The organism is Methylobacterium sp. SD274 (assembly GCF_017355285.1).
Taxonomy (GTDB): Bacteria; Pseudomonadota; Alphaproteobacteria; order Rhizobiales; family Beijerinckiaceae; genus Methylobacterium.
In genome coordinates, this window is record NZ_JADIJP010000006.1 from 171,504 (window position 1) to 192,623 (window position 21,120).

The 21,120-nt window shown below is 66.6% G+C and carries 17 protein-coding genes; 6 read left to right on the forward strand and 11 right to left on the reverse strand.

What is annotated here, in order from left to right; translation table 11 throughout:
- Positions 1-48: 48 nt before the first annotated feature.
- On the reverse strand, positions 49-561 hold the full coding sequence (locus tag IPV08_RS08040) for a fasciclin domain-containing protein (RefSeq protein WP_246747863.1): 513 nt from the start codon (positions 559-561) through the stop codon (positions 49-51).
- 382 nt (positions 562-943) lie between these two features.
- On the reverse strand, positions 944-1,915 hold the full coding sequence (locus tag IPV08_RS08045) for a transporter (protein WP_207411454.1): 972 nt from the start codon (positions 1,913-1,915) through the stop codon (positions 944-946).
- Positions 1,916-2,090: 175 nt separating this feature from the next.
- Between IPV08_RS08045 and IPV08_RS08050 the strand changes: the two genes are divergently transcribed.
- Positions 2,091-2,393, forward strand: a complete 303-nt coding sequence (locus IPV08_RS08050; RefSeq protein WP_207411455.1) for a hypothetical protein — start codon at positions 2,091-2,093, stop codon at positions 2,391-2,393.
- A gap of 7 nt (positions 2,394-2,400) precedes the next feature.
- On the opposite strand, the gene uvrA is transcribed toward IPV08_RS08050, so the two are convergent.
- From uvrA to IPV08_RS08070, 4 genes are all read right to left on the reverse strand, one after another.
- On the reverse strand, positions 2,401-5,403 hold the full coding sequence (gene uvrA / locus IPV08_RS08055) for an excinuclease ABC subunit UvrA (RefSeq protein WP_207411456.1): 3,003 nt from the start codon (positions 5,401-5,403) through the stop codon (positions 2,401-2,403).
- A gap of 384 nt (positions 5,404-5,787) precedes the next feature.
- A complete protein-coding gene (locus IPV08_RS08060; protein ID WP_207411457.1) occupies positions 5,788-7,671 on the reverse strand; it encodes a PAS domain S-box protein in 1,884 nt (627 codons plus the stop codon).
- A gap of 277 nt (positions 7,672-7,948) precedes the next feature.
- On the reverse strand, positions 7,949-8,749 hold the full coding sequence (locus tag IPV08_RS08065) for a Crp/Fnr family transcriptional regulator (RefSeq protein ID WP_207411491.1): 801 nt from the start codon (positions 8,747-8,749) through the stop codon (positions 7,949-7,951).
- Between the two features lie 279 nt (positions 8,750-9,028).
- A complete protein-coding gene (locus tag IPV08_RS08070; RefSeq protein ID WP_311274099.1) occupies positions 9,029-9,310 on the reverse strand; it encodes a hypothetical protein in 282 nt (93 codons plus the stop codon).
- A 202-nt stretch (positions 9,311-9,512) separates the two neighbouring features.
- Between IPV08_RS08070 and IPV08_RS08075 the strand changes: the two genes are divergently transcribed.
- Positions 9,513-9,719, forward strand: coding sequence for a hypothetical protein (locus IPV08_RS08075; RefSeq protein ID WP_207411458.1), 207 nt, complete (start codon positions 9,513-9,515; stop codon positions 9,717-9,719).
- Positions 9,720-9,934: 215 nt separating this feature from the next.
- Here the strand turns inward: IPV08_RS08075 and IPV08_RS08080 are convergent, their stop codons facing one another.
- The gene (locus IPV08_RS08080; RefSeq protein ID WP_246747864.1) at positions 9,935-10,906 is read right to left on the reverse strand and encodes a hypothetical protein; all 972 of its coding nucleotides are present in this window, start codon (positions 10,904-10,906) and stop codon (positions 9,935-9,937) included.
- A 136-nt stretch (positions 10,907-11,042) separates the two neighbouring features.
- On the reverse strand, positions 11,043-14,081 hold the full coding sequence (locus tag IPV08_RS08085; RefSeq protein WP_207411460.1) for a transglycosylase domain-containing protein: 3,039 nt from the start codon (positions 14,079-14,081) through the stop codon (positions 11,043-11,045).
- Between the two features lie 244 nt (positions 14,082-14,325).
- On the opposite strand from IPV08_RS08085, the gene IPV08_RS08090 reads away from it, so the two are divergent.
- Both IPV08_RS08090 and IPV08_RS08095 read left to right on the forward strand, forming a co-directional pair.
- On the forward strand, positions 14,326-14,607 hold the full coding sequence (locus tag IPV08_RS08090) for a type II toxin-antitoxin system RelE/ParE family toxin (RefSeq protein ID WP_207411492.1): 282 nt from the start codon (positions 14,326-14,328) through the stop codon (positions 14,605-14,607).
- 19 nt (positions 14,608-14,626) lie between these two features.
- Entirely contained in the window at positions 14,627-14,926 is a 300-nt protein-coding gene (locus IPV08_RS08095) for a HigA family addiction module antitoxin (protein WP_027173961.1), read from the forward strand.
- 19 nt (positions 14,927-14,945) lie between these two features.
- Here the strand turns inward: IPV08_RS08095 and IPV08_RS08100 are convergent, their stop codons facing one another.
- Positions 14,946-16,580: an AarF/UbiB family protein gene (locus IPV08_RS08100; protein WP_056433296.1), complete on the reverse strand. Its 1,635-nt coding sequence runs from the start codon at positions 16,578-16,580 to the stop codon at positions 14,946-14,948.
- 395 nt (positions 16,581-16,975) lie between these two features.
- On the opposite strand from IPV08_RS08100, the gene IPV08_RS08105 reads away from it, so the two are divergent.
- The gene (locus IPV08_RS08105) at positions 16,976-17,620 is read left to right on the forward strand and encodes an MBL fold metallo-hydrolase (RefSeq protein ID WP_207411461.1); all 645 of its coding nucleotides are present in this window, start codon (positions 16,976-16,978) and stop codon (positions 17,618-17,620) included.
- A 22-nt stretch (positions 17,621-17,642) separates the two neighbouring features.
- On the opposite strand, the gene IPV08_RS08110 is transcribed toward IPV08_RS08105, so the two are convergent.
- Positions 17,643-18,020 (reverse strand): XRE family transcriptional regulator, encoded by a 378-nt coding sequence (locus tag IPV08_RS08110; protein ID WP_207411462.1) that lies wholly within the window; start codon positions 18,018-18,020, stop codon positions 17,643-17,645.
- A complete protein-coding gene (locus IPV08_RS08115) occupies positions 18,017-18,385 on the reverse strand; it encodes a type II toxin-antitoxin system RelE/ParE family toxin (protein WP_207411463.1) in 369 nt (122 codons plus the stop codon). Before IPV08_RS08115 ends, IPV08_RS08110 begins: the two co-directional genes overlap by 4 nt.
- A 250-nt stretch (positions 18,386-18,635) precedes the next feature.
- On the opposite strand from IPV08_RS08115, the gene gyrB reads away from it, so the two are divergent.
- Positions 18,636-21,098: a DNA topoisomerase (ATP-hydrolyzing) subunit B gene (gene gyrB, locus IPV08_RS08120; RefSeq protein WP_246747855.1), complete on the forward strand. Its 2,463-nt coding sequence runs from the start codon at positions 18,636-18,638 to the stop codon at positions 21,096-21,098.
- Positions 21,099-21,120: the final 22 nt, after the last annotated feature.

Below are 21,120 nucleotides of genomic sequence, written 5' to 3' on the forward strand. Positions count from 1 at the left end.
TCTCATCGAGCCGGGGGAGGGAGTCAGTTTCGGGTCTGAAGAAACGTCTTACGGCTGCAGCACGCTGTTGATGACGTGGATCACGCCGTTCGACTGCATCACGTTGGCGATGGTCACCTTGGCGGTGTTGCCCTTCGCATCCGTGAGAAACACAGCCTTGCCCTTGGTCTGAACCACGAGCGGCGCGCCCTGTACGGTCTTGATCTGGCCCTCGCCGCCGCCATCCTTGGCGATCTTCATGAGGTCCTTGGCGGTCAGGGTGCCGGGCACGACGTGGTAGGTCAGGATCGCGGTCAGCGTCGCCTTGTTCTCGGGCTTCACCAGGGTTTCGACGGTGCCGGCCGGCAGCTTGGCGAAGGCGGCATCGGTGGGCGCGAAGACGGTGAAGGGGCCAGGACCCGAGAGGGTCTCGACGAGGCCGGCAGCCTTCACGGCGGCGACGAGGGTGGTGTGATCCTTCGAGTTCACCGCGTTCTCGACGATGGTCTTCGACGCATACATCGGAGCGCCGCCGACCATCGGGTTCTTGGCGAGGGCGGCCACCGGGAACGCGGCGCCCATGGTGAAGGCGAGGGCGACGGCGGCGAAGGTGGAGGCCACGGGGCGACGGGCGTTGGTCATGGAGCGTTCCTCTTGAGTCATGCCCCTTCGGAGGGGGTCATCGCTCGTTACGGAGCCCGGAAGAGGAAAGTTTCGGGAAAGCTGCAGAAAGTCGTGGTCGCGCTATAGCGCTCTCCGCCGAAGTGGATGCCGGTTCGGCGAAAAAGAACGCGGCAGAACAAAGACCTGGAGATGTGCCCCGACCCAACGTGGTCGGGCGCAACTCCAGATACGGCGGGAAGCGAGCACCTGCTCCAAAGCAAAAGCCCGTCCGACCAGGAGGTCGGACGGGCTTTCGTGATCCGAGCAGCGGCGAGGACAACCCTCGCCACTGAGTTCGAGATCAGTACTTGCGGATGATCGGGGCCGGAGCAGCGGCGACCGGGGTCGGCGAGTACAGCGGCACGATCAGGCGGCCCGAGATCTCGGTGCTGTCGAAGCTGGTGGTCGCGACGGTGCGGGCGACGTAGACCTGCGCGGTGGCGAAGCCGAAGTCGTAGCCGACGAGGCCACCCATCAGGAACCGGCCACGATCGTTGAGGGCGGCGTTGATGATGCCGCCAGCCTTGGCGCCGGTGTCGAAGTTGACGGTGCCGTAGGCGATGGCGCCGATCTCGAACTTGCCGAACTTCTTGGTCGCGGTCAGGTCGAGATTGAGGGAGTCGGAGAGGGAGTAAACGGTAGAGAAGCCAGCCCGGTTGGGGTCACGGCCACCGCCGAAGGAGGACGGCGAGTCGTAGATGTTGGCGGTCAGGTTGGCGGTCAGGTTGTAGCCATCGCCGGTGTAGCTGCCGGCGACACCGAAGCGGTAGGTGTTCGACGAGAGCTGGGGCAGCACTGCCGTGGAGGCAACGACACCATTGTTCTGGACGAGAACGCCGCGGTCGCCGTTGAGCTCGTTCAGGTAGACACCGCCGAGCAAGCTAACGCCGAAGTTGTTGCCGAGATCGAAGGCCCAGATGCCGCCGACGAAGGTGCCGACGTTGATCGAGAGATCGCGCAGGCCGGTCGAGCCGCCACGGTTGCCGAAGGCGAACACGGTCGGGGGAGCGACGAGGAGCTCGATGCGGCCGCCGAGCGGAACCAGCGGGGTCGACCAGACCAGCACGGGGATGTTGATCCCGACGTCCAGAGCCGAGTTGTCACGCGACTGGTAGACGAAGGTGTTCAGGGCGTAGATGCCCTCGGGAAGCGGCGCGCCGGTGGCGAGGCCGACCTGCTCGCCGGGGATCGTCGTGGTCTGTGCGTAGGAAGCCGAGGCGGTCATGCCCATGGTCAGCGCGAGTGCGCCGGTGGCGAGCCAGTTCTTCGTCATTTTCTAGTCCTTCCCAAGGATTTCAGGCACTCGCCGCGCAGACCTACGCACCATCTTGCCGAGCGCCGCATTCTTGCGGCTTCCTGGCTTTTTGTGCGTAGGGCCCCCCTTGCGGCCCGAATTCGTGTCTCAACGCTGAGAACTATTCTACAGGTCGGATCGGAATGACAGTCCAATGCTTCGGATCGAGGCAGTTCCAAATCCACCGTTGCGGAAAAGCCGCAATTTGGGCGCGCTGCAGCGCAAGGTTTTGTTAACTTTCTCGGCAGAATTGTCTTGGGCATGGCGTCGCATTGAGCAACGCATCGGCAAAATAACGCTGGGCCATCAAGCTGTTGCGAGCGACCGTATCAACGGGACGATTGCGCAACCGCGGGAGGCGGTTTGCGCATCGCAATCCCTGATCGCAGGCAGCCTGTGCGCCGCAACAGAGCCCCGATTCCCCGCGCCGGACGAATCACGCTCGGCCGGCGCGTGAAGACTGCCTATTCCGCCGCGCTACGGCCCTTCGCAACCACGCTGGCGGTCGCCTCGGCGAGCGGCCGGCGGGCCAGCACGTCGCGCAGGAACCGGCCGGTATGGCTCGCCTTCGATTTGGCGATCTGCTCCGGCGTCCCCTCGGCCACGACGATTCCGCCGCCATCGCCACCCTCGGGGCCCATGTCGATGACCCAGTCGGCGGTCTTGATGACTTCGAGGTTGTGCTCGATCACCACGACGGTGTTGCCCTGGTCCACGAGTTCGTGGAGCACCTCCATGAGCTTGGCGACGTCGTGGAAGTGAAGGCCCGTGGTCGGCTCGTCGAGGATGTAGAGGGTGCGGCCGGTGGCCCGTTTGGAGAGTTCCTTCGACAGCTTCACCCGCTGGGCCTCGCCGCCCGACAGGGTGGTGGCCTGCTGGCCGACCTTGACGTAGCCGAGGCCGACCCGCGCCAGGGTCTCCATCTTCTCGCGGATCGTCGGCACCGCCTTGAACAGGTCCGCCGCCTCCTCGACGGTCATGTCGAGCACGTCCGCGATGGAATGGTTGCGGTACTTCACCTCCAGGGTCTCGCGGTCGTAGCGGCGGCCCTTGCACACGTCGCAGGTGACGTAGACGTCCGGCAGGAAGTGCATCTCGATCTTGATGACGCCGTCGCCCGAGCAGGCCTCGCAGCGCCCGCCCTTGACGTTGAAGGAGAAGCGGCCGGCCTGGTAGCCGCGCGCCTTCGCCTCCGGCAATCCGGCGAACCAGTCGCGGATCGGGGTGAAGGCGCCGGTATAGGTCGCCGGGTTGGAGCGCGGCGTGCGCCCGATCGGCGACTGATCGATGTCGATGACCTTGTCGAGATTCTCGAGCCCGTCGAGGCGTTCGAACGGGGCCGGGTGCTCCATCGCGCCGTTGAGGGATTTGGCCACCGCCTTGTAGAGCGTGTCGATGATGAGGGTGGACTTGCCGCCGCCCGAGACGCCCGAGACGCAGGTGAAGGTCCCGAGCGGAATCTCGACGCTCACATCCTTCAGGTTGTTGCCCCGCGCGCCGACGAGGGTGAGCTTGCCCTTCTTCGTCTTGCGCCGGGCTGTGGGCACGCGCACGCTCATCTCGCCCGTCAGGTACTTGGCGGTGAGCGAGGCGGGGTTCTTCAGCACCTCCTCCGGCGTGCCCTGGGCGATGATCTGCCCGCCATGGATCCCGGCACCGGGGCCGACATCGACGACGTAATCGGCCTGGAGGATCGCATCCTCGTCGTGTTCGACGACGATGACGGAATTGCCGAGGTCGCGCAGGCGCTTCAACGTGCCGAGCAAGCGCTCGTTATCGCGCTGGTGCAGGCCGATGGACGGTTCGTCGAGGACGTAGAGCACCCCCGTCAGCCCGGAGCCGATCTGCGAGGCGAGGCGGATACGCTGGCTCTCGCCGCCCGAGAGCGAGCCCGAGCCGCGCGCGAGGGTGAGGTAGTCGAGGCCGACATCGACCAGGAAGGTGAGCCGGTCGCGGATCTCCTTCAGGATGCGGAAGGCGATCTCGTTCTGCTTCGGCGTCAGCTTCTCCGACAGTTCGGAGAACCAGCGATGCGCCTCGCGCACGGAAAGCGCGGTGACGTCGCCGATATCCTGCATGGCGACCTTCACCGCCAAAGCCTCGATCTTGAGGCGCTTGCCGCCGCAGGAGGCGCAAGGGGTCTCGCTCATGAACCGGGCGATGTCCTCGCGCGAGGCGTCGCTCTCGGTCTCCTTGTAGCGCCGCTCCAGGTTCGGGATGACGCCCTCGAACGGCTTGTTCACCTCGTAGGCGCGCATGCCGTCGTTATAGGCAAAGCGGATCGACTCGCGGCCGGAGCCGTAGAGGATGACCTTGTGCGCCGTCTCCGGCAGGTCCGACCAGGGCGACGTGGTCTTGAAACCGTAATGCCCCGCCAGGGCGTCCAGGGTCTGGCCGTAATAGGGCGAGGTCGATTTCGCCCAGGGGCCGACGGCACCGCGCTTGAGGCTGAGCTTGACGTCGGAGATGACCAGTTCGGGGTCGATCCGCATCTCGTGGCCGATGCCGCCGCAGGTCGGGCAGGCGCCGAACGGGTTGTTGAACGAGAACAGGCGCGGCTCGATCTCGGCGATCGTGAACCCGGAGACCGGGCAGGCGAAGCGCGACGAGAAGGTGATGGTCTCGCCCTCGGCCGGATCGGCGAATTCGATCAGCGCGATGCCGTCGGCCAGTTCCAGGGCGGTCTCGAAGGAATCGGCGAGACGCGCGGCGATGTCGGCCCGCACCACGAGACGGTCCACCACCACGTCGATATCGTGCTTGAGCTTCTTGTCGAGTTTTGGCGCATCGTCGATCGGGTAGTATTCGCCGTCGATGCGAAGACGCTGGAAGCCCTTCTTCTGGAACTCGGCGATCTCCTTGCGGTACTCGCCCTTCCGGCCCCGAACCACGGGGGCGAGGAGATAGAGCCGGCTCTTCTCCGGCAGGGCCAGCACCCGGTCGACCATCTGGCTCACGGTCTGGCTCTCGATCGGCAGGCCGGTGGCGGGCGAGTAGGGGATGCCGACCCGCGCCCAGAGCAGGCGCATGTAATCGTAGATTTCGGTGACGGTCCCCACAGTGGAGCGTGGGTTCTTCGACGTCGTCTTCTGCTCGATGGAGATGGCCGGCGAGAGCCCGTCGATCTGATCGACGTCGGGTTTCGACATCATCTCGAGGAACTGGCGGGCATAGGCCGAGAGCGACTCGACGTAGCGGCGCTGGCCTTCCGCATAGATCGTGTCGAAGGCGAGCGACGACTTGCCCGACCCCGACAGGCCGGTGAAGACCACGAGCTTGTCGCGTGGAATCGTGAGATCGATGTTCTTGAGGTTGTGCTCGCGCGCGCCCCGGACGGCGATGACGCGACGGTCGGGGCTACCCTCGAACAGCTTCTCGATCCGCGCCTCGACGCTCTCTTCCTGTGCCTGCGCCGCTTGGCTCTTCAGGCCCCGTGGCGTCTTGGCGGCGGCTTTTGCTTTGGCCATTGGGTCTCTTCGGCGGCAGGACTTGGCGGAAAGGAGGATCGGCGACGACGCGCGGGGATCGTCTCCGGGACGTCATGCGGCGAGGTCGAAGACAACGGTCCCGCCACCGGTCGCCATGTCGGGCGCACGGGCCGGGCGGGCAAGACGCACGCCACGCATATCCGCCACCCAGCTAGAACAAAAAGCGTACAGCTACAATATCGGCGCTGAATTCCGCGCTCGGGCGGACGCTCGCCAAGCTCTCGCGGCCGAACGCACCATGGAAGTGGGACGCGCTCCTCTGCTGGGGCGGCCCCCGACCGCGATGGGTCGGCGAGCATTTCCAGGCCTTCGTTTGCCGCGCTCCTGCTCGCCGAACCGGCAACCACTTCGGCGCAGAACGCCCTAGACGCTCGTCTGAAACCCGCCGAGGGGCGCGACGACCCGGCAGATCAGCCCATCGGGCTCGTAGGCGAGGGAGACCTCGCCGCCGACGGCGCCGGCGAGCCCGCGTTCGATGAGCCGTGAGCCGAAGCCCTTCCGTGTCGGGGGGTTCACGGGTGGCCCGCCATGCTCGGACCATGTGAGGTGGATCGAGTCGTCGTCTCCCGCCACGACCACCCGCCATTCCACGACGACGCGGCCGTCCGGCCTGGAAAGGGCGCCGTATTTGGCGGCATTGGTGGCGAGTTCGTGCATCATCAGGGCGAGCGACAGGGCCGCCTTGGAGCCGATGACGATCTCGGGCCCCGACAGATCGAACCGCCCCGGCTGCTGGTCGTCGTGAAGGGACAGGGCGCTCTGCAGGATCGTCGAGATGGCGGCGCTCTCGCGCTCTCCGGTCAGCAGGATGTCGTGGGCATTCCCGAGGGCGATCAGGCGCGCGGCCAAGGCATGCTTGGCCGCTTCCACATCGGTGACGTTGCGCAGACTCTGCGAGGCGATCGCCTGAACCATCGCGAGGGTGTTCTTCATGCGGTGGCTGAGTTCGCGGTTGAGAATCCGCTGCTGCTCGTCCGCCTCGATCCGGATCAGGCTGCTCCAGGCCCGTTCCGCCACCTCGCGGACGAAGGCGATCTCGTGCGGCGTCCAGGAGCGCGGCGAGGCCTCCGTCGCATAGAGCACGCCGACGAGGCGACCGCGCTGGAGCAGGGGGACGGAGATCACCGCCTGCACACCCTCCGCGATGTAGAGTTCCGCATCGCTATCGAGGTCGGGGGAGGTCGCGAGATCGTCCACCGCGAGGATCTCGCCGCGCCGCAGGCCGGCGATACTGGCGGGAAATTCCTCGAGCCGCAGGGTCCGGCTCGGAAAAGTCTGTCCGTCCGAGGACCAGGAATGCGCTACCGTCACCAGCCCCGCCGGAAGGTCGACCATGCCGTAGCCGGCCCGCGTCGCCCCGAGAGCGCGGCCCAGGATCTCCGCCGTCATGGCCACGACATCGGCGTTCGAGCGCAATTCACGCAGGCGGTCGCCTAAGCTGATCAGCGCCTCGCGACGGGCATCCGCGCGTTTCTCCTCGGTGATGTCCTCGATCATCGCCATGGCGTGAACGGCGTCACCCAGGGTCTGGGAGACGAGGTTCACCCTCGCCCAGATGATCCGGCCGTCGCGTCTCCGGTAGCGCTTCTCGAACCGGTCCTGCAGGGTCTCGCCGGTGGCGAGGCGGCGATGCAGGTCGTCGCGCGCATCCGCATCCTCGGCGGGGGTCCATTGGGCGAGGGAGCGACCGACGATCTCGGATTCCGGCGCACCCCAGATCTCGCAGAGCTTGGCGTTGACCCTGAGCGCCAGGACGCTGCGGGGATCGAACTGGACGATCCCGATATTGGCACCCTCGAAGACCGCGCGGAATTGTGCCTCCAACTGGCTTCTGACGGTGACGTCGAGCATCGCGCCGACCATCCGCACCGGCGCGCCCAAAGCATCGCGGACGAGATATCCGCGGTCCAGCACATCGGCATAGGCCCCGTCTCCCTTGAGGAAGCGGTACTGGCAGCTCCACCTGTCCGAGCCTCCGTCGAGAAAGGCATTCAGCCCGGCGGAGACGATGGCGCGGTCATCGGGATGGATGTTGCCGAGCCACCAGTCGGAGCCGGGACCGATATGGGCAGGCCGCCAGCCATAGGACGTCTCGAGCGCCTCGTTCCACAGGATGGCGTCGCGCAGCAGGTCCCAATCCCAGACGACATCGTTGGTCGCCCTGGCCACGAGGCGATAGCGCTCGTCGGTCGACCACCGATCGAGGGAGGCGGCACCATCGCCGATACCAACGGCACCGTCGGTCATACCACCGGCCGCCGTCCTTACCGGCGAAGGAAGATCGCGACGACTCCCTCGGAGGGGTGGAGGTACATTCGCAGTGGTCATCGGATGCGGGTCTGATTCCGTCGATCGCCATCACATGAAATGCAGTCGGACCTCGCAACGAACAAGTCTCGCCACGAGATTTCGCGAGATCCTCCCCGCCCACAGCGTATCGAACTCGGATCGGAGACTTGACCCGGCACCTGGGCCCGGGATCGGAAAGCCTCGTCCCCCCGAGCGGACATCGAGCGATGCCGCCTCAGACAGCCGCTGCCGGGACGGGATCGTCCTGGCTCGGCTGCGTCGGAGGATCGACGAAGAGCATCCGCCCGTCGGCATCGTAGACGGCCCCGAGCACGGTCTCGAAATGGCTCACCACGGCGCCATGGCACTCGCAGGCCGCCTCCTGGATCTTGGCCCGGTCGAGAATGGTGATACGGCCGCGCCCCACCTCGATCAGCCCCTGCACCTGCAGGGTGCGCAGGATCCGGGTCAGGTAGGTCCGCTGCACGCCCAGCATGTTGGCCAGGAGTTCGTGGGTCACGGGAAGCGTTTCGGTGCCGATCCTGTCCTGCAGCGTCAGCAGCCAGCGCAGGCATCGCTCCTCGATCGGGTGGAGGGCGTTGCACGCCACGGATTGCAGCACCTGGCCGAGGAGGCAATCGGCGTAACGGGTGAACAGGTTGCGCAGCGTGGTCGAGCGAAGCTTGGCGTCCTGCAATTTCGCGGCATCGAGCCTGAGGACCGGTCCGCCGATCTGCACTAGGGCCGTACTGAATGCCGGAAGGCTGCCGTGACTGACGACGCCGCCCACGGCGCCCTCCCGGCCGATCGTGGCCGTCTCGGCGCTCCGGCCGTCACGCATGGAGACGATCAGGTTGATGACCGTCTGATCGCAAGGGAAGGAGATGTACGAGACCCGGGACCCGACGGAGAACAGAACCTCCCCGCGCCGAACGACGGTCGGTTCGAAATAGGGCATGAGAAGCCCGCGATCCTCCCGGGACAGCGCCTTCAGCAGGAGATTGCCTTCGATGAAGGACTCTGTCGACGGGAGCATCTGATGCGCTGTGTTCACCTTCTGTCTCGCGCTTAGCTTATCACCGCCAAGGCGTCTGTCCACTAGTTGACGAAGGTAGCGAAAAATCTTGTCGTCGCGGCGGATTCGAGTGTGGCTCCGCCAGCCTCCGCAGCATCAGGGTCACCCAACCACCCCCACCTCCAACTCCTCCCCACAAGGGGGAGCAGGGCGGGACGGCGCTTCCCGCGAAAAATGTAGAATGCCGTAGCCGTAGGCAAGACGGCGCCCGCGCGCATCACGCTCGGGCGCGGTGTCGGTTCAGCCCTGGCCGGCCTCGTCGCCTTCGCCGATGCAGTCGAGGGCCCGTTCCACGGCGCTGACCGCTTCGCGCAGGTTGCGGACGGTGAGCTCCATCTCCCTGCGGGGACGGCCCATGGCGGCGGCACGGTGGGCGACGCCCTGAAGCAGCTCCAGGGCGGCGAACAGATCGTCGGCGACGGCGACCACATTGGAGATCTGTGGTGCGGCGGCGGGGGGGCGGGAGAAGGGGACCACGTTGCTCATGTTGGACAAGGTGTCGCCCAAGGCCGGCCCGAGCACCAGATCCAAGGAGGCTAAATCCGCGTGATTGCGGCCCCCATGCCCGAAAGCCGTCAAGCGTAGTGAGCGTTTTCGTGGCGCGAGAACATCACTCTGCCCGTAAGGTGAGACGGTTCGTTATCCTTGTGCTTGACGCGAGGGCCAACCCGGCACCACGAAAGACCCGATCGGTCCAACCGGACCAGACTCCCAGGAACTTCCGATGCGTCCCATCCCCGTCCTCTTCGCCGTCGGCATGCTCTGTGCCCTCGGGGCCTGCAACAGCGCCGACCGCAGCGGCTTCTCGGACAGTTTCAGCACCGAGAATTTCCGCCGCTCCAACGACACCAACGGCACGCAGACCCGCCGCGACGTGAACCGCGCCTACACCGCCCCGTCGATGCCCTCCATCGTCAGCCGCGGCAACTGACAGCCTGCTCGCCTTGCTTGTCCAAGGCCTTACCTCATCCTGAGGTGCCGCGGAGCGGCCTCGAAGGAGCCCTCCAGGGATCACGCGAGCACTGGAGGGCTCCTTCGAGGCCCGCTGATGCGGGCACATCAGGATGAGGAGTTCTGATTGGATGATCGATCCTGGAATGGAAATCCGTCGAAAAATCCAATCGAACAGGCTCCGACACTCGCCACTCAGTTCTTGGCCAGGGCGTCCGCAAAGGCGATCATGCGGTTGCGGGCATAGGTCGGCAGGCCGGCACTGATCGACGTGCCGGTGTTGAAGGACGAATTGCCCATCAGCACCTGGGCCGGAAGCAGGTTCTTCAGAACCGGCACGCGGGCATATTCCTGCTTGCGGTCGAGGACATCGGCCTTGATCGCCAGCGCCATGTAGGTCGTCACCACCGTCTTGCCGGGGTCGTTCGGCATCGGCTGGAACACGGCGAGGAACTTGCCGAAGCGCAGGATCTGGTTGACCCAGAAGATCGTCTGTTCGAGGCCGCCGGCCACCGGCGTGTCGACCCGCGTGAGCGCAGCGAGCGAAGCCGCTTCGGCCGCCGGCAGGGTCCGCAACTCGCTCTGGAACGAGACGAACTCGGCCACCTTCTTCGAGGCGCCGTCCTCCAGCTTGTTGGCGAGCTTCACGCCCAGCGGCAGCTTGCCCTCGAGGTCGTAGCGGGATTCGATGCAGGCGGCGGCGCCCTCGCACCAGGCCCGGTCCGGGCGGCGGGCGAAGGCGGCGGCCGGGTCCTTGGTCGGCGTCACCTCGGCGGGGCTCAGGGTCTTGTGCTTGATGACGGGGTCCATCTTGGACACGAAGCCGAGATTGGCGAAGGCCGACAGGTCGATGGACTCCGCGGGCTTGGCCACCACGAACCGCCCCTGCGCCACATAGACCTTCAGGGTCTCGTGCCGCTGCTTCGAGACGCCGTTGAGCGTCACGCTGTAATCGGGCTCGGCATAGGCGGGGTAGGGCGCCAGGGCCGCCTGCTCGGCCGGGCGCAGCTTTCGCCATTCGAGATAGGGCGTCAGGCCGCTCTCGGGGTTGGCCGGATTGTCCCGGTGGTCGGTGAACAGGATCGTGCCGGGCTTGAGGGCGGCAAGGCCCGACGGCTCGATGGCGGGAACCTCCTTGATCCGGTCGGCAGGGACCTGGGCCTTCATCCCTTCCTGCGCGGAGGCGGGGAGGCCGAGCGCCAGGACGGGCAGGAGGCCGAGAATCTGGACAAGGACACGTGTCGCCGGAAGCTGCGTCTTCACGTCGGGGCCTCGATTGCTGATGAAGGGGGGATCCGCGCCTTCAGTAGCGCGGGTCGTCGCCGAACAGGTAGTCGGGATCGCGGCGGCGAGCGCGGGGCGGCTCGTCCTCGCCGAAGGGCGAGCGTTGGGTGCCGGGCCATGCCGGGCTCCGCGACCCCTCGTAGCCATAGCCATCCCCCTGCGCCCGGCGGCCGCGCGGCTGCGCCGGCCTCTCACCGAAGGGGTCGAGGGGGTCCGGCTCGGCCCCGCGCCGGGTGGTGAGGTTGCCGTACAGGTCGCCCACCACGTCGGCGCCGTCGTCGAGGCCGCCAGTGTCGCCGTCCTCGGAATCCGGCCGCATGGCGGTCTGCACCTCGCGCGGCAACAACTGGTACTGCGTGTCGGCCACGCGACCGTTGCTCAGCCGGAAATGCTCGAGGAAGCCGCCACCCGCGACACGCTCACCGCTGCGGGCGTCGATGGGCAGGTCGGCGAGGTCACGTTTCGCCTCCGGGGAGGGCGGGGCGAGGGGGGTGCGCGCCACGCCGTTGGCCCAGGCGGCCTGCAGGATGGTGCCGGCGATCGGCACCGCGAGATGCCCGCCGGTCTGGCCGCGTCCCAGGGTCCGGCGGGTGCCGTCGGCATTGTCGTAGCCGACCCAGACCACGATGGTGATCTCGTTGGTGAAACCGGCGAACCAGGCGTCGTTCTCGTTCTCGGACGTGCCGGTCTTGCCGGCGATCGAGCCGGAGAAGCGGGCGAGGGCCGCCGCGGTGCCGTGGTTGGTGACGCCCTGCAGCATGGTCTTCAGCTGATAGAAGGCCACCCTGTCGGCCGAGCCGATCCGCACCGGCTCCTTCGGCTCGCGCTTGTACAGAACCGTGCCGTCGCGCTCCACCGTCTCCAGCGCGTAGGGCGCCGGCCGAGCGCCCTCGTTGGCCACCGCCGCGTAGAAGGCGGCGAGATCGACCATGCGGACCGGCTGCGAGCCGAGGACGAACGGATAGTAGCGCTCGCATTCGGCATAGAGCTGCGCTTCGAGCGCGAGGTCGCAGACGCGGGTGAGGCTCGCCGGCGGCGTATCGGCGATGCCGCCCTGGAGCAGGCGCGCGGTGACGAGGTTCTTCGAGAATTCGAGCCCGCGTCGAAGGGTCGTCGCGCCCGACCCGCCGCCATCGTAGTTCTTCGGGCTCCAGGACTGGCCGACACCGCCGATGGGCGGCAGGGTCACGCTGGCATCCATCACCAGGGTATTGGGCTGCAGGCCGGCGTTCAGCGCGGCGAGATAGGTCAGCGGCTTCAGGGTCGAGCCGGGCTGGCGCACGGTCTGCGTCACCCGGTTGAGCTGGCTCAGCGGGTAGGAGAAGCCCCCATCCATGGCGAGGATGCGCCCGGTGCGGTTCTCCAGCACCAGGGCCGCGCCCTGGACCGAGGGGCGCACGCGCAGCTCCGCGCGGGGAACCCGGGCCTTCGGGTCGCGCAGCTTCACCCGCACCACGTCGTAGGTCTGCAGTCGGCCCTTGGCGATGCCGGGATCGAGGCTGACGATGCGCCCGTCGGCGAGCCCCGCCTTCACCGGTCCGCGCCCGGATTCGAGCACCACGGCGAGCGGCCAATGCACGTCGTAGAGCACCGGCCGCGCGCTCTCCAGGGCGCGCTGCCAGACGGGTTTCTGCGCCGCCGGCTTCGGCCCGGTGGCCGCCGGCGCGGACTTCGCGGCAGCAGGCTTGTCCGTGGCCGATCTGGGCTTCGCCTCGCCGCCGACGACGAGCGGCACCGACTGGACCGATCCCTCCACGGCGGGCGTCGCCCCGCCGAGCTTGGCGATGCTGTCGGCGAGGTTGAATTCCGGCCCCTCGTAGCGCTGGCGCCCGGTGGCGCGCTCGTAAGTGGCGAGCCCGTCCTGCAGGGCGGATTCCACGGCTGTCTGGAGGCCGGCATTGATGGTCGAGCGGACCACGTGGGAGGCGGAGGTGAGCGAGTCGATGCCCGCGAAGGTGCGTGCCTCGCGGGTGAGGTGATCGACGAAGTAGAACCCCGAATCCCGCCGCGTGGTCTCGATCGGCTTCAACCCGAGGGGCGCGTTGGCCGCCTCGGTCAGCTGCGCCTCGGTGATGACGCCCTCGTCCTTCATCCGCGCCAGCACATAGGCGCGCCGCTCCTTGGCGCGGTCGGGATACTTGTCCGGATTGTAGAAGTTCGGCCCCTTCGGCATGCCGCCCAACAGTGCCGCCTCCGGCACGGTGAGCTGCCCCACCGATTTCCCGAAATAGCTCCGCGCGGCCATCTCGATCCCGTAGGAGCCGCGGCCGAGATAGATCCCGTTGAGGTAGAGTTCGAGGATCTGCGGTTTGCCGAGGATCCGCTCCAGGCGCGAGGCCACGATCATCTCGCGGATCTTGCGCTCATAGGTGACGTCGTCACCCACCGACAGGTTCTTGACCACCTGCTGAGTGATGGTGGAGCCGCCGGCCGGCCGCCCCGGCGAGGCGAGGTTGCCGATGAAGGCCCGGATGACGCCGCGCTCGTCGATGCCCTTATGGGTCTCGAAGCGCTTGTCCTCGGCCGCCACGAACGCCTTCTGCACCATCACCGGCACGTCGGAGATCGGCACGCTGAGGCGGCGCCCATTGGCCTCGAACGCCTCGGCATAGCGCTTGCCCGCCCCGTCGAGGATCAGGCTGGCGCCGGGCAGCTTGCGGTCCTTCAGGTCCTGGGCCGAGGGCAGGTCGGCCACGGCCTTGTTGTAGAAGGCGATCACTTCACCCGCGTCGAAGGGCGAGTTCGCCGGGTTCTCGCCCTTGCAGAACTGCCGGTAGCTCGTGTTGAGCTCGCCGATATCGAGCCCGTGCAGGAGCTTGGGCGCGGAGGCACCGGCGATGGCCGAGGGGTCCTCCATGGCGGTGGAGATCAGCTCGTCGAGGTTGATGTCCTCGATGTCGAAGGCTTTCCGCATATGGGCGCAGCCGTCGCGCAGGATCTGCACCACTTGGCCCTTGTCGGCCACCGGATCGAACTGCGTCTTCACGGCATCCGGCCGCGTCGTCACCTGACTGAGCGTCAGCGCCGTCGCGAACAGCTTGATCAGGATGATGTTCATCGAGGGAAGGGCACCGAAATCCAGGACGCGTCACAGGGCACGGACGACAGGATCGGCAGCCGCAACGCACACGGCCCAAGATGGGATGCACAAGGCGGCTGATTTAAGGAGACGCCCGTCATCAAGCCTCGCCGAGACCAGGGTACTGCTCGGCTGTGGAAGGCGGGACCGAACGGAATTTCGTAGCCATGCCTTGTTCGACAGCATCGAGAATGATACATGTCACGTATCACGTAGTGCGCGCATGATTCAAAGCTTTGCAGATAAACGCGTCGAAGCCTTGTTCGACGATGGAACGAGCTACAGGCCCTGGCGTGCTTTCGAGGCCGTAGCCAAACGCAAGCTCGATATTCTCGATGCCGCAACGACTCTCGACGACCTACGCACTCCCCCCGGGAACCGCCTGGAGCTCCTCAGGGGTAACCGTGCGGGGCAGTACAGCATCCGCATCAACGATCAGTGGCGTCTTTGCTTCCGATGGACAGTACAAGGGCCGGAGCAGGTAGAAATCGTCGATTACCATTGAGATACGAAGGAGATGGGACATGTCTCGCATTCGCACGCATCCGGGTGAAGTCCTGGCCGAAGAATACCTCGCCCCACTCGGGCTTTCCGCCCGGCAGGTCGCGGCCGAGATCGGTGTTCCCCCCAACCGCCTGTCCGAGATCATCCGCGAACGGCGTGGCGTGAGTGCCGACACGGCGATCCGGCTCGGTGTCCGCTTCGGCACATCTCCCCAGTTCTGGCTCAACCTCCAGAACGCGCATGATCTGTCCAAGGCACGCGCGACGATGGACTATTCCGCCATCCGGTCGTGCGAACCCCAGACCGTTCCGGTTCCATAAAGGGGAGCCGTAGCTCCGCCTACTTGTTCCGCCCCAGCAGCACGAGCCAGCCGATTCCGATCACACAGACCATCGCGCCCACCGTGATGAAGGCCGGTGTGCCGAGATCCATGAAGCGGGGGGCGAGCTGCGTCGCGAAGGCCGCCACGATGAGCGCCACGGCGATGCGGGCGGCGGCGCGCTCGATGCCGCGGGTGAGCTTCTCGATGCCCTTCAGCTCGATCTCGACGGTGACGCGGCCCTGTTTCAGGCGCACCAGCATGAGGTGAATGAGGGTGGGCAGTTCGGAGGCCGCTCCGAACAGGCCCGCTCCCACCGCCTCGACCTTGCGGCTGATGCCCTTGATCGAGAACTGGGACGCGAGCTTGCTCTTCACCGTCGGGCCGGCGGCGGTGAAGAGGTCGAATTTCGGGTCGAGATGGCGCATCACGCCATCGGCGGTCACCAATCCCTTGAACAGGATGGCGAGGTCGGTGGGCATGGCGAGGTCGTTCTCGCGGGCCATGGTCATGAAATCGGTGAGGAGGTCGCCGAAGTTCAGCACCGAGCCGGCATGGCGGTTGATGAAGGCCTGGGACGAGGTCTCGAGCTTGGTGAGATCGGGATTGCTCGATCCGGTCCAGTCGAGGAGGACGGCCATCAGCCCATCGGAATCCTCTTTCAGCATGGCGCCGATCAGCATGAGGAGCTGGGTGCGGCGCCGCTCGGAGAGGCGGCCGATGATGCCGAAATCGATGAAGCCGATGCGGTTTCCCGGCATCACCAGCATGTTGCCGGGATGCGGATCGGCGTGGAACACGCCCTCGATCAGCGCCATGTTCAGGAAGGCGTCGGTGCCCTTCTGGGCGACCTTGACCTTGTCGATCCCGGCCGCGTCGAGGCGGGGATGGTCGTTGGGCGGGATGCCGTGGATGAATTCCTGGACGAGGACGCGCTCGGAGGTGAACTCCCAGTGGATCTTGGGGATGACGATGTCGTCCCGGTCGGCGAAGATCGCCGCGATGGTCTCGCAGTTGCGCGCCTCGTTGACGAGGTCGAGCTCGCCGTAGAGACCGGCGGCGAGGTGGCGCATCTGCTCCTGGGGCTGGTAGCGCCCGAATTCCGGCCACTCGTCGACCACGATGCGGGTGGCATGGGCGAGGAGACGCAGATCCGCCTCGATGATCTTGCGCAGGCCGGGGCGCAGGACCTTCACCACCACCTCCTCGCCCGACATCAGACGGGCGCGGTAGACCTGGGCGATGGAGGCCGCGGCCAACGGCACCGTGTCGAACTCGGCGAAGATCTCCGAGGGCGGCGCCCCGAGATCGGCCTCCAGCTGCGGCCGGATCTTGTCCCAGGCGATCGGCCGGACCTGACTGTGGAGCTTCTCCAGCTCCTCCGTCCATTCCGGCGTCAGCAGGTCCGGCCGGCTGGCGAGGATCTGGCCGAGCTTGATGAAGGTCGGCCCCAGGGCCTCGATCGCGCGGCGCACGCGCTGCGGCTGGGACAGGCGGGCCACGTCCACGTGGGGCCGGCGGCGCTTGGCGAACCGCGCCAGATGGCCGAGGCCGAGGCGCTCCACGACCTTGGTGACACCGAATCCGATCAGGACAGCGGCGATCTCGCTCAGGCGCTGCCTGTCGCGAGCGGCGACGAAGGCGGTTTTCAGCATGTGCGCAAGGGACTGCCCCGTCTGGCGTGAAGGTGGCCGCGTTGAAAAGTCAGGCCGGCCCGCCTGTTCGGATCGTGCCGATCTGCGGCGCGGCTCCGTCTAGGGTGCCGGCGAGGCCGAAATTTGGCAGCGCCGTCGCATTTGCCAGGACGGCAGCCTCGACCAGAACGGCAGCCTCCGACGGGATTAGCGCCGCCACACGCCCGGCGCCAGACGCCTTCTCAGCCCATGCGACCCTGGAATCGCACATCGCCGCCGCGAGGCATCCCCTCCGCGTGAAAATGAGCTAAACACGCGGACCGGACACGGGCGCCCCACCGATCGCGAACGAACGCGCGGCGGGGACGGGCGCCTCCTCAGACACGCAGTTCCACGGAAACGGAGACACGGTCCCGATGGCAGGCACGCCCCGCGCAGGTATCATTCCGGTGACGCCCTTCCAGCAGAATTGCACCCTGATCTGGTCCGACGAGACCAAGATCGGCGCGGTCGTCGATCCCGGTGGCGATCTCGACCGGATCGAGGCCGCGATCCGCGACCAGGGCATCACCATCGAGAAGATCCTGCTCACCCATGGCCATATCGACCATGCCGGCGGCGCCGACGAATTGCGGGAGCGGCTCGGCGTCCCGATCGAGGGCCCGCACGAGGCGGACCGCTATCTGCTCGATTCCCTGCCGGAGACCGGAGCCAATTACGGGATCGACGGTGCGCGCGCCGTGATTCCGGACCGCTGGCTCGCCGAGGGCGACGCGGTGAGCGTGGGCGAGCTCGGCTTCGACATCGTGCACGCGCCAGGCCATTCGCCCGGCAGCGTGGTCTTCGTCAGCCGCGACGCGCGCTTCGCCCTGGTGGGAGACGTGGTGTTCAAGGGCTCGGTCGGCCGCACCGACCTGCCCGGCGGCAACCACGACCAGCTCATCCGCGCCATCAAGGACAAGGTCCTGCCGCTGGGCGACGACATCGCCTTCATTCCCGGCCACGGCCCCACGAGCACGCTGGGCGAGGAGCGGATGACCAATCCGTTCCTGCAGGAGTGAAGCCGAAGACCGGCCTGTGATGTCATTCGGTGGACTTGATCTTCCGGGCCGGTCTTCTGCGGGCACGAGGAACGGCCGCACCGATGTCTTTCAGACGTACGGAGCGGCCTTCCGGAAACGTCACCAGGAGTTGGAGATCGCCGCCGATCGCCTGCACATAGGCACGCAAGGTCGATAGCTTCATGTCCGCGCGCTTCTCGAGGCGCGAGACATAGACCTGACGGCCACCCAGCCGTTCGGCGACGGTTGCCTGGGTGATCTCCTCGGCGCGTCGCAGGTCACTCAACGCGAGCTCCTCGGCGATCAGTTCGGCACCGCGCGCTCTGATCCGTGCCTGTCGCTCCGGCGTGAGCGTCGCGAGGATGTCGTCCGCCGAAACAGGGCGATGGTCGTCGGTCACCGGGAACTCCCATCCCTGGATGTGGCCTTCAGATGCTGGTCGAAACGAGCGTCGGCCCGCTTGATCAACGCGGTGTAGAAACGCTTTCCCGAAACACCGGATTTGTCCCCCGCGACGAGGAGGATGCCGGTTCGAGCAGGGTCGAAGGCGAAGGCCACCCGCCAGACACCATCGTCAGCCTCGAAGCGAAGCTCTTTCATGTTGGCATGCTTCGAACCGTTGAGCGTATCCGCCCCAGGCCGTCTCAATTGAGGGCCCGCGACCTTCAGAAGCTCGATCATGGCCAACAACTCGTCCTGAACCGCCTCCTGCAGCGCATCGAACTCGCGCCGGAATTCATGGTGAAGCTCGACCCGCCAGCCCATTCTTCATACCCTGCATGGTATGTTTTCGAAAGGGTCGGCACGACCCTCGATGCAGGCTGAGAGTGCAGCGAGGTCAAGCGTGGCGGCAAGCCCGGGAATCGTCGGGACGGCACGGGGACTGACCGTGCTCATGCGGTGCATTTTCAAGACGCACCGCTTATATATAGCCCACTGAACGAATCGCAGGCGTACCCGGGGACCGAGCCGGGGCACGAAAATCAAGCAAAGACCCGCCTGCCTGGGGAACTTGATGTCCGACATGACCGACGACGACACCTCCCGCAACCTGGCGGCTACGGCCTATGGGGCGGAATCCATCCGCGTGCTCAAGGGGCTGGATGCCGTGCGCAAGCGGCCCGGCATGTATATCGGCGACACCGATGACGGGTCGGGCCTGCATCACATGGTCTACGAGGTGGTGGACAACGCCATCGACGAGGCGCTGGCGGGCCATGCCGACATCGTCACCTGTACCCTCAATGCCGACGGCTCGGTGACGGTGTCCGATAACGGCCGCGGCATCCCCACCGACATCCACAAGGAGGAGGGGGTCTCGGCCGCCGAGGTCATCATGACCCAGCTCCATGCCGGCGGTAAGTTCGACCAGAATTCCTACAAGGTCTCCGGCGGCCTGCACGGCGTCGGCGTCTCCGTCGTCAACGCCCTCTCGCAATGGCTCCGCCTGCGCATCTGGCGCAACGGCAAGGAGCACGCGATGGAGTTCCGCCACGGCGACGCGGTGTCGCCGCTGGTGGTCGTGGGCGACGGCAACGGACGGCGCGGCACGGAAGTGTCGTTCCTGCCCTCCACCGACACGTTCACGATGATCGAGTTCGACTACGCGACGCTGGAAAAGCGCCTGCGCGAACTCGCCTTCCTCAATTCCGGCGTGCGCATCGTCCTCACCGACGCGCGCCATGCCGAGCACAAGCGCGAGGAGCTGTTCTACGAGGGCGGGATCGAGGCCTTCGTGCGCTATCTCGACCGCTCGCGCAAACCGATCGAGGGCATGACGAAGCCGGTCTTCGTGCGGGCCGAGCGCGACAACATCCGCGTCGAGGTCGCGCTGTGGTGGAACGACTCGTTCAACGAGACCGTGCTGCCCTTCACCAACAACATCCCGCAGCGTGACGGCGGCACCCATATGGCGGGCTTCCGCGCCGCCATGACCCGGCAGATCACCGGCTATGCCGAATCCACCGGCATCACCAAGCGCGAGAAGATCACCCTCACCGGCGAGGATTGCCGCGAGGGCCTCACCGCCGTGATCTCGGTGCAGGTGCCCGACCCGAAATTCTCGTCCCAGACCAAGGACAAGCTGGTCTCGTCGGAAGTCCGCCCGGCCGTCGAGAACGTCCTCAACGAGGGCCTCTCCAACTGGCTCGAGGAGAACCCGGCCCAGGCGAAATCCGTGATGGGCAAGGTCATCCTCGCGGCCTCCGCCCGCGAGGCGGCGCGCAAGGCCCGCGAGACCGTGACCCGCAAGGGCGTACTCGACATCGCCTCGCTGCCCGGCAAGCTCGCCGATTGCCAGGAGCGCGATCCGTCGAAATGCGAGATCCTCCTGGTGGAGGGCGATTCCGCCGGCGGCTCGGCCAAGCAGGGCCGCGACCGCCACTTCCAGGCGGTTCTCCCCCTGCGCGGCAAGATCCTGAACGTCGAGCGCGTGCGGGCGGACCGGATGCTGTCCTCGGCCGAGATCGGCACGCTGATCACGGCGCTCGGCGCCGGCATCGGCCGCTCCTCCACCGACCGCGAGGGCTTCAACCCGGACAAGCTGCGCTATCACCGCATCATCATCATGACCGATGCGGATGTGGACGGCTCGCACATCCGCACCCTGCTGCTGACCTTCTTCTTCCGGCAGATGCCGGAGCTGATCGAGCGCGGCTACGTCTACATTGCCCAGCCGCCGCTCTATAAGGCCGCCAAGGGCAAGACGGCGATCTACCTCAAGGACGAGCGGGCGCTGGAGGATTACCTCATCGATGCCGGCGTCGACGGGGCGGTGCTCCGGCTCGCATCGGGCGCCGAGTTCGGCGGGCCGCAATTGAAGGCCCTGGTGGAGGAGGCGCGCCAGTTCCGTGGCCTGATGCAGGCGCTGCATACGCGCTACGACCGCGCCACGGTGGAACAGGCGATGATCGCCGGGGCCTTCCGCACCAACGTGGACGAGAACCCCGACGAGGCGACGAAGCGCGCCACCGAGATCGCCCGGCGCATGGACGTCATCGCCGACGATATCGAGCAGGGCTGGGAAGGCTCCGTCAGCGAAGGCGGCTACGTTCTCAGCCGGACCCTGCGCGGGGTGCGCCAGGTCGTGACCTTGGATGCCTCGCTCATCGCCTCGCAGGAGGCGCGCCGCCTGTCGGACCGGGCCGAGGCCCTGCGCGAGATCTACGGCGAGCCGGTGACCTATGCCCGCAAGGGCGAGGAGACCGTGCTGCACGGCCCCGTGGGTCTGTTCGAAGCGGTGATGGCCTTCGGGCGCAAGGGCCTGCAGCTCCAGCGCTACAAGGGGCTCGGCGAGATGAACCCGCAGCAACTCTGGGAGACCACCCTCGACAGCGAGGTCCGCTCGCTGCTCCAGGTTCGGATCAAGGACACCCAGGATGCCGACGACCTGTTCGTGAAGCTGATGGGCGATGTGGTGGAGCCGCGACGCGAGTTCATCCAGGAGAACGCCCTCAGCGTCGCCAATCTCGACGTCTGAGCCAACGCGACCGGGAGGGTCG